At 69.0% G+C, this 13,447-nt stretch carries 14 protein-coding genes; 5 read left to right on the forward strand and 9 right to left on the reverse strand.

Features of this window, described 5'->3' with window-relative positions; genetic code table 11:
- Positions 1-10: 10 nt before the first annotated feature.
- Positions 11-3,178 (reverse strand): ATP-binding protein, encoded by a 3,168-nt coding sequence (locus FFS09_RS06925; RefSeq protein WP_137918134.1) that lies wholly within the window; start codon positions 3,176-3,178, stop codon positions 11-13.
- Between the two features lie 129 nt (positions 3,179-3,307).
- Between FFS09_RS06925 and FFS09_RS06930 the strand changes: the two genes are divergently transcribed.
- Together FFS09_RS06930 and FFS09_RS06935 are read left to right on the forward strand one after the other, a co-directional pair.
- The gene (locus FFS09_RS06930) at positions 3,308-3,517 is read left to right on the forward strand and encodes a hypothetical protein (protein ID WP_137918135.1); all 210 of its coding nucleotides are present in this window, start codon (positions 3,308-3,310) and stop codon (positions 3,515-3,517) included.
- Positions 3,518-3,528: 11 nt separating this feature from the next.
- The gene (locus FFS09_RS06935) at positions 3,529-3,888 is read left to right on the forward strand and encodes a group I truncated hemoglobin (RefSeq protein WP_137918136.1); all 360 of its coding nucleotides are present in this window, start codon (positions 3,529-3,531) and stop codon (positions 3,886-3,888) included.
- Positions 3,889-3,925: 37 nt separating this feature from the next.
- On the opposite strand, the gene FFS09_RS06940 is transcribed toward FFS09_RS06935, so the two are convergent.
- The 7 genes from FFS09_RS06940 to FFS09_RS06970 are packed head-to-tail and all read right to left on the reverse strand — an operon-like array spanning position 3,926 to position 9,188.
- Positions 3,926-4,429, reverse strand: a complete 504-nt coding sequence (locus FFS09_RS06940; RefSeq protein ID WP_137918137.1) for an ureidoglycolate lyase — start codon at positions 4,427-4,429, stop codon at positions 3,926-3,928.
- Positions 4,426-4,734 (reverse strand): DUF4286 family protein, encoded by a 309-nt coding sequence (locus FFS09_RS06945; protein WP_137918138.1) that lies wholly within the window; start codon positions 4,732-4,734, stop codon positions 4,426-4,428. Before FFS09_RS06945 ends, FFS09_RS06940 begins: the two co-directional genes overlap by 4 nt.
- Positions 4,731-5,177, reverse strand: coding sequence for a MaoC family dehydratase (locus FFS09_RS06950; RefSeq protein WP_137918139.1), 447 nt, complete (start codon positions 5,175-5,177; stop codon positions 4,731-4,733). Before FFS09_RS06950 ends, FFS09_RS06945 begins: the two co-directional genes overlap by 4 nt.
- 2 nt (positions 5,178-5,179) lie before the next feature.
- Positions 5,180-5,581 (reverse strand): MaoC/PaaZ C-terminal domain-containing protein, encoded by a 402-nt coding sequence (locus FFS09_RS06955; protein ID WP_137918140.1) that lies wholly within the window; start codon positions 5,579-5,581, stop codon positions 5,180-5,182.
- A gap of 22 nt (positions 5,582-5,603) precedes the next feature.
- Entirely contained in the window at positions 5,604-6,767 is a 1,164-nt protein-coding gene (locus tag FFS09_RS06960) for an acyl-CoA dehydrogenase family protein (RefSeq protein ID WP_137918141.1), read from the reverse strand.
- A 22-nt stretch (positions 6,768-6,789) separates the two neighbouring features.
- The gene (locus FFS09_RS06965; protein WP_137918142.1) at positions 6,790-7,989 is read right to left on the reverse strand and encodes a CaiB/BaiF CoA transferase family protein; all 1,200 of its coding nucleotides are present in this window, start codon (positions 7,987-7,989) and stop codon (positions 6,790-6,792) included.
- An 11-nt stretch (positions 7,990-8,000) separates the two neighbouring features.
- Complete coding sequence (locus tag FFS09_RS06970) at positions 8,001-9,188, reverse strand: CaiB/BaiF CoA transferase family protein (protein WP_137918143.1); 1,188 nt, start codon at positions 9,186-9,188, stop codon at positions 8,001-8,003.
- Between the two features lie 270 nt (positions 9,189-9,458).
- Between FFS09_RS06970 and FFS09_RS06975 the strand changes: the two genes are divergently transcribed.
- Genes FFS09_RS06975 through FFS09_RS06985 form a run of 3 tightly spaced genes read left to right on the forward strand, consistent with a single transcriptional unit; the run spans position 9,459 to position 12,601 of the window.
- On the forward strand, positions 9,459-10,394 hold the full coding sequence (locus FFS09_RS06975) for a dihydrodipicolinate synthase family protein (RefSeq protein WP_137918144.1): 936 nt from the start codon (positions 9,459-9,461) through the stop codon (positions 10,392-10,394).
- Positions 10,395-10,407: 13 nt separating this feature from the next.
- A complete protein-coding gene (gene hydA / locus FFS09_RS06980) occupies positions 10,408-11,823 on the forward strand; it encodes a dihydropyrimidinase (RefSeq protein WP_137918145.1) in 1,416 nt (471 codons plus the stop codon).
- Entirely contained in the window at positions 11,813-12,601 is a 789-nt protein-coding gene (locus tag FFS09_RS06985; RefSeq protein ID WP_212745064.1) for an HpcH/HpaI aldolase family protein, read from the forward strand. Before hydA ends, FFS09_RS06985 begins: the two co-directional genes overlap by 11 nt.
- A 5-nt stretch (positions 12,602-12,606) precedes the next feature.
- Here the strand turns inward: FFS09_RS06985 and FFS09_RS06990 are convergent, their stop codons facing one another.
- Entirely contained in the window at positions 12,607-13,440 is an 834-nt protein-coding gene (locus tag FFS09_RS06990; protein ID WP_137918146.1) for a phytanoyl-CoA dioxygenase family protein, read from the reverse strand.
- Positions 13,441-13,447: the final 7 nt, after the last annotated feature.

The raw sequence follows: 13,447 nt of genomic DNA on the forward strand, positions 1-13,447 counted from the left end.
CGGTGCCGCGTCAGGCCAGCGCCGCCAGCCGCTCGCACCGCGCCGCATCGATCGGGTGTCCCGCGCCGTGGAAGCGCCGGGCCGCCTGTGCAAAGCGCGCGGCGGCCACGTCCGCTCCTTCGCCGCGCGCCACCGCCATGTGGCCGAGCACTTCGTCGTGCGCCGCGTGCCAGGCCGGCAGGCGCATCACCACATCGGCCAGGTAGGCGGTCTGGCCCGTGTATTCCTCCGCCAGTTCCAGCGCACCCGCGCGCGCCGCGGCGATGGCCGCCGGCACGGCGAACGTGATGCGGCAGCCGGGGCAGGTTTCCAGCGGGCCATGCACGGCTTCGCGCGCATCCTCCAGCGCATGCAGTGCCGCACTCGCATTGCGCGCCAGCAGGATGCGGGTGCCGTAGATGCGGTCCAGCAGGTGAAAGCCGATGTCGGTCTGGCGTGCCAGGTCGAGCGCCTGGGCGATCAGGGCACGGGCATCGTCGTGCCGGCCACGGTGCATGGCCACCTCGGCCAGCCGCTGTGTGGCAAACGCCTCGCCCGTGGCGGCGCCGATGGCGTGGTGCAGGCGCACACCCTGCGTGAGGTGCTCCTCGGCCGCGCAGAGATCGCCTGCCAGCAGTTCGGCCTCGCCACGGATGGTGATGCCGAAGGCGTGCCCCCGCGCGGCGCCCAGCCGGAGGGCTTCGGCCGCCAGCCCCTGGGCAAAGGCGATGACCTCGGGGTAGGGCCGCGCGCCGTACAGGAAGCGTTGCAGGATGCACAGTTGCCCGTCGAACACGCGCACGGCCAGGTGCGGCAGCTGGCGGGTGTCCTGCAGGTCGGCCCAGATGCTTTCGTGCAGCGCCCCACGCGCGTGCGCCGCCGCGGCCTGGGCCCACGAAGCCGTCACGAGGGCCTGGGCGTCGCCGGTTTGCAGCGCGAGCCGCCGCGCCTCGGCGGCCATCTTCGTGCCCATCGCCGCATCCACCGCGCCGAGCGCCGCGGCGCCGCTGTAGGTCAGTGCCTCGCACAGCCGGCCTTCCACGCTGTTGGGTCGCACACCCACCAGGGCCTGCAACGCGCCCTTGGGATCGCCCTGCTTGATCTGCGCCAGCGCGCCCTGGGCGCGCAGGTTGTGCGACGCCGGCTCGTCGGCGGCGTTGGCCGCCTGGTGGTAGGCCACCACGGCCTTGGGGTCGCCCAAGGCATCCAGGGCCTGCGCGCGCAAGCGCAGCGCTTCGGCATGACCCGGCTCCAGCCGGATCACGGGTTCGAGATGGTGCAACACGTCACTGAAAGCGGCCAGGCGGGCCGCGTCGCGCGCCGCGGCCAGCAGCCAGGGAACGGCATCGCGCAGGTGGCCGCCCTCCAGCCAGTGGCGCGCCACCAGCGCCGGTGCGGCGTCGAGTTCGACCAGGCGCTGCGCGGCCTGCCGGTGCATCTTGAGCCGCTGATGCGGTGGAATCTGCTCGATCAAGGCCTGGCGCACGAGCTCGTGCCGAAAGCGGTACTGCATCCCGGACAGCACGAGCACGCCCGCCGTCAGCGCACCATCGAGTACCGCGAAGGCGTGCGCTTCCCCGTCGGGCGACAGGGCCGTCGCGGTGGCGACGTCGAAGGCGTCACCGGCCAGGGCCATCCACCTCAGCGCGGCGAGCGAGGCCTCGGGGATGTCGCACAAGCGCGCGAGGATGGCGTCGGCGACGTTGGCAGGCAAGACCTGCCCACCCGAAGGCGGCGCACAGCGGGCCAGTTCGATCGCGGCGAACGGGTTGCCTTCTGCCACGCGCACGATGCGCTCCGCGATCGCTTCTGACAGCGGGTTCGGCGCGGCCTGGACCACCAGGCGACGGGTCTCGTCGTCGGCCAGCGGCTGGAGGTTCACCGCGTGCATGACGTCCGAACGAACCAGCCGCGCCACCCCGCGACCCAGCGCCGCCCCGGGCGCCGGCGGGCGCATCGCCAGCACCGTGCACACCGGCGGCCCCGCCGCCGTGAGGTGCATCAGCACGTCGACGTCGGCATCGTCGATCAGGTGCGCGTCGTCGACCACCACCAGCATGTCGCCACCGCCCGACGCCGCCAGCAGCAGGCGCCGCAGCGCGCCGATCACCTGGTGCCGCCCCAACGGGCCGGACAGCGCGGCAGCCGGCGCCGCCAGCGGGCTGAGTTGGGCCAGCACGGAGCGGGCCGGGGCACCGATCCGGTCGAGCGCACCCCGATCGCTCAGGATGACGTGCTCGGCCAGCGTCACGATGACGGCGTAGGCGCGCCCCGGGTGCGCGGCATCCACGCGCACCACCGTCCAGCCGCGTTCCCGGGCCAGGGCAGCGAGTTCGCGGCAGAAGGCCGACTTGCCGATGCCCGCGGGCCCGGACACGACCATGCCGCCAGGCCGTTCGCCGACCGCCATGCCCAGCCAGGCCGCCACTTGTGCGCGCACCATGGCGCGCCCGACGAACGTCGGGCCCGGCCGCTCCAGGCCGGCGACGCACTGTTCGTACAAGGCCTCGGTGGCGCGGTCCGGCACGGCGCCCAGCTCCTGCTGCAGCGCTTCGCGCAGGTGGGCATACCAGCGGATCGCGGCGGCCCGGTTGCCGGCGGCGGATTCGAGTGCCATCAGCTCGCGATGGGCAGGCTCATCGGTCGGCTCCCACCGGGCGAGTTGTTCCCATTGCGCGCTGGCGCGCAGCAACTCGATGCACCGCGCCCGCAGGCGCTCGCGCGCCGTTTCGGCCCAGGGTTCGTAGGCCGCGCCGGGCAACAGGTCGCCGCCATAAGCCTGGACCGCCAAGGCGCACGCGGCGCGATCGCGACTGGCCAGCGCGGTGTGCGCCAGCTGTTCAAAGGTATCGACATCGACCACGGCGCTGCCGTGTGGCCACAGCACCACCTCGCCCCCCTGCAGCAGGATGCTGTCGTGCCGGCCGAGCGCCTGGCGGGCATGGTGCGCGGCCTTGCGGAGGTTTGCCGCGCCGGCGTCGGGCTCGAGTTGTGGCCACAGTGCGTCGATCACGCGATCGCGCGTCAGGCGCCGCCGCGGCGCGAGGGCGAGCAATTGCACCAGTTGGGCCGAACGCAGGCTGGGCCAGCGCTCGGCCGCCAGCGCGGCGCCGTCGATCGACACCCCGAAGCGCCCCAGCAGTTGAACACAGAGGTGCCCAGCGGGGTCGACGGCATCGACAGTGGGCAAAGCGTCCATGGCCGACCCAGTATGCGACCAGGCCACCCTGGGCGCAAGCGCGCGCCCGGGAACGTTTCAGGAACACCCGGTGGCGATGCTGTGCCTCAGCGGGTGACGTCCACCCGCTCAACCCACCAGGAGTGCAGCATGACCACGCAACAGATGACGTTTGTGATTCCCCCCTACGGCACGGCAACCCTGTCCCTGCCCGAGATGCTGACAGTCGACGCCTTCTCGCGCCTGACGATGGCGGTCAGCGGGGCGCTGGCCGACGTGTCCCCGGATGCCGATGAGCGCATCGCCACCGATCCCGGGTCCATTGAGGTCGACTCGTGGCGCGTCAACATGAAACTGTGAAGGAGAACGCCATGGCATCCACCCTCTATGAACGCCTCGGCAACGCCGAAGGCATCACGGCCATCGTCGACAACGCCGTCGACCGACACGCCGTCAACCCTCTGCTCGCGCCCCGTTTCAGCGGCCGGGACCTGCCGCGCGCCAAACGCATGGGCGCGCTGTTTTTCTGCATGGGCGCCGGTGGGCCGCAGACCTACGACGGCCGCGACTTGCGCACCGCGCACGCGGGCATGAACATCAGCGAACAGGAACTGGTCGCGGCCATCGACGACTTCGTGGCCGCGATGCAGGTCCAGGGTGTCGGCGCCCCCGAAATCAACGAGGTGGTGGCGATCCTGTATTCGCTCAAGGGCGAGGTGCTGAGGGTGTGAGGGGTCCGCTACCTTGACAGGCCGTTGGCCCAACGGGCTAGGACGCGCTCTCGGTCCAGCGCACCTCGACCGGATCGACCAGCGCCGACTCTTCCAGGTTGCGCCCTTCACCACCCCGGTCCACCACCAGAAAATCGCTGATCATGTCCAGCGCCAACAGGGGGTGGTGCCACACGTGGCGGTTGTAGTTCACGCCCTGCCAGCCCTTGCTGATGAAGGCTTGCAGCGGTCCGGGCCGGCCGTCCACGTCGGGCGCGACGACCACGATGTAGCGCTGCGCCGCCAGCGGAATGAAGGCCTGGGAGCCGAGCGGGTGGCGCTCCATCAACTGCAGGCGCACCGGCAACGCGCGCGGTTGGGCACGGAACAGGTTGACGATGGGGCGACCACCGTCGGCCAGGGTGTCGATCTCGGCCAGGTCGTGGAAGCGCCGCGTGGTGCCACCGTTGATGTCGAACTGGCGCGCGCCTTCGAGCTCGATCACCTGGCCGAACGGCGCGAAAGCCTTGCGCGTGAGGGCGCGCGCGCGCAGCACCGTCATGCTGCCACCGGTGGCAGCGGTGCGAGCCGCTGGCGCATGAAGTTGCTCACGTGCGGCGTGAATTCCATGAAGCCTTTGACGGCGTGGAACTCGGGCGTGTCGTACACCCAATCGCCCGCCACTTCGTAGATCGCCGCGTACTTCGGGCCGTCTTCGAGCGAGACGAAGCGGCGCGCCGAGTACCAGCCCGGGCAGGCGAGCAGCGCGGGGATGTGCACGGCTTCGTACCAGCGGTTGAAGGCCTCTTCGTGCTCGGGCGCGATGTCCACGCGCACGATGTGCAGCACATGGGCGTCCGCGCTCATGTTGCGGGCTCCACCTTGGGCTTCACGCGCGGGAACTTCAGCGTGGCTTCGGCCTTGAGCACTTCCTTGCCTTCTTCGTTGCACGCGCTGGCCTGCCAGGTCACGGTGCGGGTCTCGGCGTTCATCTCGTGGATCCACACGCGAAACGCAATCGTGTCGCCGTAGAAAACCGGGCCGGTGAACCAGAAGCGGTCTTCGATCGACACGCCCAGCGTGCCCGCGAGTTCGGCCGTGAGCACGTTGGTGCAGATGCCCGCGACCATGATGCCGGGTGCGAGCCGGCGGCCGAAGCGTGTGGTCTCGGCGTACGAATCGTCCACGTGCACCGGGCCGAAGTCGCCGGTGGCGGCGATGTAGAGCGCACCGTCAGCTTCGGTGATGGTCTTGCTGACCGACACCTCGTCGCCGACGTGCAGGCTGTCGAAGGGTTTGAGCTCGTACATGCTCAGCCTGCCTTCACAGGGACGAGCTTCGCGGTGCCGCTGGCCACGGTGTCGCCACCCGCGATGGCGCAGCGCACCTTGCAGATGATGCTGCTGGCGTCGGCGGCGGTCACTTCGACGCTGGACTCGACCGTCTGGCCGACCTGCACCGGCGCGCTGAAGTCGATGGTCAAACCTGCCAGGCGCCACGCGGGACCGGCCAGGCGGTTGAGCGCGGTGGTGGCCAGCGCCACGCCGTGGAGTTCGAAGGCGAGCACGGTGTCGAAACCGGCCGCGCGGGCGGCGCGTTGGTCGACGTACAACGGCGCGAGGTTGCCGCTGATGCCGGTATACATGGCCTGCTCGGCGACGGTGAGGGTCTTGCGGAACGACATCGTGTCGCCGGCTTTGAGGGTGGTGGTCATGGTGGTGAAAACGGGGTGGTGGTTACAGGGTCAGGCCGCGCTTGATGACGCTGCGCGCGATCAACATGCGGTGGATCTCGGAGGTGCCGTCGTAGATGCGCGTGACGCGGCAGTCGCGGTAGATGCGCTCCATCGGCAGTTCCTTGGTGAAGCCCATGCCGCCGAACACCTGGATACCCCGGTCGGCCACGCGGCCGATCATTTCGGAGGCGTAGAGCTTGACCATCGACACCTTGTCGCGGCAGTCGATGCCCTGGTCGAGCTCCCACGCGGTGTTGAGCACCATCATGCGGGCGGCGAAGATCTCGGTGGCCGAGTCCGCGATCATCTGCTGCACCATCTGGAAGTCACCGATGGGTTGGCCGAACTGCTTGCGGTCGTTGACGTGGTGGCGCATCAGTTCCAGCACGCGCTGGCCCATGCCGACAGCGCGCGCGCCGATGTGCCCCAGGCGAATGCCCGAGACGCTGTTCATGATCAGCTTGAAGCCTTCGCCCACCTCGCCCATCACGGCGTCGGCCGGGATGCGGCAGTTCTCGAACACCAGCTCGGCGTGGCCGTAACCCCGGTGGCCCATCATGGGTTGCACGCTGGTCACTTCGAAGCCGGGCGTGCCCTTGTCCACCAGGAACAGCGAGATGCCGCCGCGCGCGCGCTTCTCCTTGTCGTGCACGGCCATCACGATCACGTAGTCGGCGATGTCGCCATCGCTGATGAAGTGCTTGCGGCCGTTGAGCACCCAGTGGTCGCCATCGAGCGTGGCGGTGGTGCTGATGGCGGCGGCGTCGGAGCCGGCGCCGGGCTCGGTGATGGCCATGGCGCAGATCTTCTCGCCGCTCACGGTGGGCAGCAGGTACTTCTCGCGCTGCGCGCCCTTGCAGGCCAGCAGCATCGGGTAGACCTGTCCGAAGATGCGGCGGATCAGCGCGTCCGATGTCTTGCCCAGTTCTTCTTCGACCAGGCACATGTCGACGTTGCTCAGGCCACCACCGCCCGTGTCTTCGGGCATGTTCATCGCGTACAGGCCGAGTTCCTGCGCCTGTTTCTTCACGCGCTGCAGGGCTTCGGGCGGCACGCGGCCCAGCTTCTCGGTCTCGGCTTCGAGCGGCTGCACTTCCTGGGTGACGAAGCGGCGCACGGTGTCCAGCAGCAGCTGGATGTCGGAGGGAACGGTGTAGTCAAACATGGGGTTCGCGGTGGTGAAAAAGTCAGGATTGGGAAGACGGCATGCCGATGACCTGGGCCTCGGCAAGCGCGCGGCATTCGGCCTCGCTCAGGCCCAGGCGCCGCAGGATGGCCGCGCTGTCCTGCCCGGGCTGGAAGGGCATGCGGTGGTAGTCGGGCAGCTCGCCGTCGTAGCGCAGCGGGTGGTTCACCAGCAGCGCGCTGCCGCCACCGGGCACCTCGATTTCGCGGAAGGCTTCGTTGTGCCGCGCCTGCGGGTCTTGCAGCAGGTCGTCGTAGTTGCGCACGCGCTCGTGCCAGATGGCGTGCGCGTCGAACACGGGCGAGAGGTCTTCGAAACGGCGCGTGCGCAGCTCGGCGGCCACGGCCTGGGCGTAGCGGTCGCGTTCGGCATAGCGGTCGATGTGCTGCAACGCACGCAGCGCGTCGCTGTCGAGCGCGGCGGCCAGCTTCACCGGGTCGTTCATCGAGAGCACCACGTGGCCTTCGGCCAGCGGGTACAGGCCGTAGGGCGCGTCGTGGTACCAGCTGCCGACGTGCCGGTCGCGCGTGAACACGTCGGGCCGGTTCTTCACCGCGTAGTACTTGGTGAGCGCCTCGGTCTGCAGATCGATGCCGGCGGCGAACAGGCTGCTCTCGACCAGCGTGCCTTCACCGGTCTGCAGGCGCCGCACATAGGCGCCGAGGATGCCCATGGCGAGCAAGGCGCCACCGTGCTGGTCGACGACGGCAGCGCCCACCGCCGACGGGCCCTGGCTGCCCCCACCGGTGGCGGCGATCAAGCCTGAGCGCGCCTGCATCAACAGGTCTTGTCCCGGGCGCGAGGCGGCCGGCCCGGTGCGGCCCAGGCCGCTGGCCGAGGCGAGCACGAGCGAGGGCTTGCGCTCGCGCAGCAGATCGAAGCCCAGGCCCAGTCGGTCGAGCACACCGGGGCGGAAGTTCTCGATCACCACGTCGGCTTCGTCGATCAGGCGCAGCACGAGATCGCGACCCTCGGGCTGCTTGAGGTCCACCGCCAGGCTCTCGGTGTTGCGGTTGGCGGACATGAGAAACGCGCTCACGCCGTTGACCCACGAATTGCCGCCGGACCAGTGGCGCTCGAAGGCGCCGTTCAGGGGTTCGATCTTCACCACCTCGGCGCCCATGTCGGCCAGGTACTGCGTGCAGGCCGGGCCTTGCAGGTAGTGGCAGAAACTCACCACCTTCATCTTGAGTTGCAGCATGGTGGCGTTCCTCAGGCGGCGGTGGCAGCGACCACGCGGGACTGCACGAGCGCGTCGATCTGCTGTGCGTCGTAGCCCACCTCGGCCAGGATGTCGCGCGTCTGCGCGCCGAGCTTCTGCGGCACCAGGCGCACGGGTGGCGCTTCGCCATCGAAGCGCAGCGGATGGCCCAGCAGCGTGATCGGTGCGCCTTCGGCACCGGGCGTGTCGACGAACGCGCCCATGTGGGCCAGTTGCGCGTCGCCGCGCAGGTCGTCGTAGTCCTGCACCGGCATGTGCCAGATCGCCTGCTTCTGCAGCGCCGGCAACCACGCGGCGGTGCTTCTTTGCGCGAGGCGTTCGGCGACGGTGCGGGTGATCTGATCGCGCTGGTCAAAGCTGGCAGAAGCCGGCAGCTCGGCCAGCGCGGGCAGGTCGAGTGCCACGGCCAGGTCGGCCGGCGAGGCCATCGAGATCGCGAGGTGGCCGTCGGCCGTGGCGTGGATGCCCGAGGGGCCGGCGCTGCACCAGCTCGCCAGGCCATGCCGGCCGCGCGGCGTGTCGCTGCGCGCGCCGTTGAGCCAGGCGGTGAGCGACTCGGCTTGCAGGTCGATGGCGGACTGCAGCAGGCTGCCTTCGACGAGGCGGCCCTGGCCGCTCTTCACGCGACCCAGCAGCGCGGCGAGGATGCCCATGGCGAGCAGCGTGGCGGCGTGCTGGTCGACGATGACCGGGCCGGTGGGCGTGGGCGCGCCGTCGGCGCGGCCGGTGCGCGCGGCCAGGCCGCTGCGGGCCTGCAACAACAGGTCTTGCCCGGGCAGGTCGCGGTCCGGTCCGCTCGCGCCATAGCCGCTGACGCTGGCGTAGACGATGCCGGGGTTGAAGGCCTTGATGTCCTCGTAACCAAGGCCCATGCGCGCCATCGCGCCGGGGCGGAAGTTCTCCATCACCACGTCCGCGCCCTCCAGCAGGCGGCGCGCGATGGCCTTGCCGTCGGCGGACTTCATGTCGAGCGCGAGGCTGCGTTTGTTGCGGCCGGTGGTCAGCAGGTTCACGCTCTGACCGGCCACGAAATGGTTGGCCACACCCCAGTTGCGGTGGAACGCACCGTCCACCGGTTCGACGGCGATCACGTCCGCGCCCAGGTCCGCGAGAAACTGCGCGGCCATGGGGCCGGCATGAAAATGGTTGAAGCTGATGACGCGGATTCCGGACAGCATGGAGACTCCAAAAATGCAGCAAAGCGACCGCTTTGCGTGGGCCGCAGAGAGGGCTCCGGGGCGTTTTCAGAATAGCGTCGGGGTCCCTGTTTTGCGCCACTTCCACCTATTAGGTTTGGCCGACCAACTATCAATGGGACGCATACGTGCGCCACGTTCTGGTGCACCGTTTTCGCTATAGCGGCGGCTTATAGTTCGGCCCCTTCTTGTGATTGGGTTCGCGCGGTGCTTCGCGCTAAGGTCCATGACGACTTATCCAACGCGTCCGTCATGAGCACCCTCACCACTTCCCAACGTTTTGGCGGCATCTACGCCGCGACCATCTGCCCGCTGTTGCCCGATGGTGCGATCGACGAGCCCGTGCTCGAGCAACACCTGCGCAGCGTGGCCCAAGCCGACGGCATGACCGGCCTGCTCGTCAACGGCCACGCGGGCGAGAACTTCATGCTGAGCCGCGACGAGAAGCGCCGCGTGGTCGAGATCGCGCGTGCCGTGTGCCCCAAGGACGCGGTGCTGATCTGCGGCATCAACGCCGAAGACAGTCTGGAGGCACAACGCCACGTGGAAGACGCCGAGGCTGCGGGTGCCGACGCGGTGCTGATCTTCCCGCCGTTTTCATGGGGCCTGTCGCAGGATGCCGAGGTCGCCCTGCGCCACCACCGCATCGCCACCGAGACCAGCGCGCTGCCGCTGTTCCTCTACCAGGCCGGCGTGCGCGCGGGCACCATGGCCTACACGCTGGACGTGCTGGAACGCCTGGCGCGGATGCCCAACGTGATCGGCATCAAGGAAGGCAGTTGGGAGACCTCGGCCTACGAGGCGCACCAACGCCTGGTGCAGCGCGTGGCGCCGCAGGTGCTGATGATGGCCTCGGGCGACGAGCACCTGTTCAGCTGCTTCGCGCTCGGCACGGCCGGCAGCCAGGTGAGCCTGGCCTGCGTGGTGCCCGAGTTCATCACCGGCCTGTACCGCGCCATGCAGGACGGCGACTTGCCGGCCGCACGCGCCTGGAATCATCGCATCTACCCCCTGGCCAAAGCCGTCTACGGCACCGCGCCGGGCGGCCACGCGAGCGCGCGGTTGAAGACCTGCCTGAAGCTGCTCGGCCGCATTCCCGACGACCGCATGCGCGCACCGATGGGGCCGCTGCCGGCGCAGGAAGTCGAGATGCTGCGCAACGCCCTCAAGGCCGCTGGCCTGCTGTGAACGGAGTCCACCGATGAGCACCACCACCTTGATCCGCCACGGCCGCATCGTGACCGCGGTGGATGACTACACCGCCGACCTGTTGCTGGAGGACGGCAAGATCGCCGCCATCGGCCGGCACCTGCAGGTCGGCCCCGACGTGCGCGTGATCGACGCCAGCGGCCTGATCGTGTTCCCCGGTGGCGTGGATGTGCACACCCACCTGGAAAACACCTTTGGCGATTCGACCACCTGCGACGACTTCGCGTCGGGCACCAAGTCGGCCGCCTTTGGCGGCACCACCACGGTGATCGACTTCGCGTTCCAGAACCAGAACACCAGCCCGCTCGACGCGATCGCGCGCGCGCAATCGAAGGCCGCCATCGGCGCGAGCATCGACTACGGTTTTCACGTGATCGTGACGCACGTGGACGACGCGGTGCTGGGCGACATGCGCCACGCCATCCGCCACGAAGGCGTGAGCAGCTTCAAGATGTTCATGGCCTACCCAGGCACGGTGATGGTGGACGACGCCGCCATCTTCCGCAGCATGCGCATGGTGGGCGAGCATGGCGGCATGATCGCGCTGCACGCGGAGAACGGCACCGTCATCGACCTGCTGATCCGCGAAGCGCTGGCGCAGGGCCACACCTCGCCCCGGTACCACGCGCTCACGCGCCCGTCGATTCTGGAAGGCGAGGCCACGCACCGCGGCATCAAGCTGGCCGAACTGGCGCAGGCCCCGGTGTACTTCGTGCACCTCTCGGCCAAGGAAGCGCTGGCGCACGTGATCGAGGCGCGCGACGCGGGCATTCCGGTGTTCGCCGAAACCTGCCCGCACTACCTGTTCTTTGACGAGTCGCTGTACGACAGCGACGACTTCTCGCTCGCCAAGTACGTGATGAGCCCGCCGCTGCGCTCGAAGGAGGCGCAGAACGCGCTGTGGACCGCGCTCAAGACCGACGACCTGCAGCTCGTCTCCACCGACCACTGCCCCTTCTGCATGAAGGAAGGCCACATGGGCAAGGTGCGCCAGAAGATGCACGGCAAGGACGATTTCTCCAAGATTCCCAACGGCGCCCCGGGCCTGGAGACGCGCATGACGGTGATCTACGACGGCGGCGTGCGCACCGGCCGCATCTCGATCAACCGCTTTGTCGAACTCACCGCCACCGCGCCGGCCAAGCTGTTCGGCCTGTTCCCGCAGAAGGGCACGATCGCGGTGGGCAGCGATGCGGACGTGGTGCTGTTCGACCCGAAAACCGAACACGTGATTTCGGCCCACACGCACCACAGCCATTGCGACTACAGCCTGTTCGAAGGCCACCACGTGCACGGCAAGGTGCGCAAGGTGTTCTCGCGCGGCGATCTGATCGTCGACGAAGCGCAGTGGCTGGGCACACCGGGGCGCGGGCAGTTCCTGCGCCGCGGTGAGGTCGGTGGCTACTGAGGTGTTGCCCAACCCGGTGGTGCGGCGCTTCGCGGCGGGTGAAGCCGCGTTCGGCCTGGGCATTCAACAGTTGCGCTCGGTGGCCGCCGTGGGACTGGCGAAGCGCTGCGGTTTTCATTTCCTCTTCGTCGATCTGGAGCACGGCCCGCTGGGTTGTGCGACGGCGGTGGACATCGCTGCGGCAGGATTGCATGCTGGTGTGCCGGCGCTGGTGCGTGTGCCCGGCAAGGATTCACCCGAGATAACGCGGCTGCTGGACGGTGGCGCGCAGGGCATCGTGGTGCCGCACATCGACACGGCGGAAGAAGCGCGTGCGGTGGTGGCTGCTTGCAAATACCCGCCACTCGGACGCCGGTCGTTCTTCGGCTTGCAGCCCGCGTTCGGCTACCAGCGGGTGCCCGTGCACGAGGCCATGGAACAGGCCAACCCACAGGTGCTGACGGTGGTGATGCTCGAATCGCCCGAGGCCTTGCGCAATGCACACACGATCGCCGCCGTGCCCGGTATCGATGTGCTGATGATCGGGTGCAACGACCTGTCGATGGAACTGGGCATGGCGGGCCAGCTCGACCACCCGGCGATGCGGGCCGCGCGGCGCGATGTGGTGACCGCTTGCCGCGCCCATGGCAAGACGCCGGGCCTGGGCGGCATTGCCGATGCCGAACTGCTGCGCCGCTGCATCCGCGAGGAAGGCATGCGTTTCGTGCTCGCCTCCAACGACACCGACCTGCTGCTTGACGCGGGGCTGGCCCGCGTGGCTTCGTTGCAGCCGGCCTGAACCGTTCAGGCCGCGCTGGCCTGCTTCGCCTTCTTCTTTTCCATCTGGCTGCTGTACATCGCCTTCATGCGCAGGTCCACCGCGCGCGCATGGGCTTCCTGTGCGGCAGCATCACGCTCTGCCACCGGGCGGGGCTCGTGGTCGAAGTGGTGGAAGCGGTCGGTGCCGCGCACCAGCAACGCCGATTCGCGCGTGGCCGTGCAACGCACGTGCGCGGGAATGAAGCGCGCGGCAATGCCGATGCGCGCGTCGGTGCCGGTGTTCTTGCTCGAGGCGTGCAGCGTGCGCCCGTCGTGCAGCGCCACCTCGCCCGCGCGCAGCAAAACGTCCACCGCGCGCGACTCGTCCACGCCTTGCGCGGTCTGGCCGCTGATGAGCATGTTGCCCGCGCTCTCGTCGGTGGCCACGGGCAGGCGCTCTTCGCGGTGGCTGCCCGGGATGTAGCGCAGCGGACCGTTCTCCGGTCCGATGTCGGAGAGCGCGATCCACACCGTGACCTGCTCGACCGGGTCGATGTTCCAGTAGGTGTCGTCCACATGCCAGGAGACGAAGCGCTCGTCGCCCGGTTGTTTGATGAAGAACTCGGTGGACCACAGCAGCATGTCTTCGCCGATCACCCGCGCGGCCAGTTCCAGCACCTCGGGTTCGGTGGCGAGTGCCGTGAGCCAGGGAAACAGCAGGTGCGGCTTGAGCGTGAACTTGCCTTCGAAACGCCCACCCAGGGCCTGTTGCGAGGCCTCGAGTTGTCGGCGGTAGAACAGGGCGCGCTCGGCGTCGATGGCGCGGATGGGAAAGGCGTAACCGTCGCGCTCGTAGTGAAACAGGGGATGGGTGGGCATGGTGGTG

This window comes from Hydrogenophaga sp. 2FB, assembly GCF_005503365.1.
Lineage (GTDB): Bacteria > Pseudomonadota > Gammaproteobacteria > Burkholderiales > Burkholderiaceae_C > Hydrogenophaga.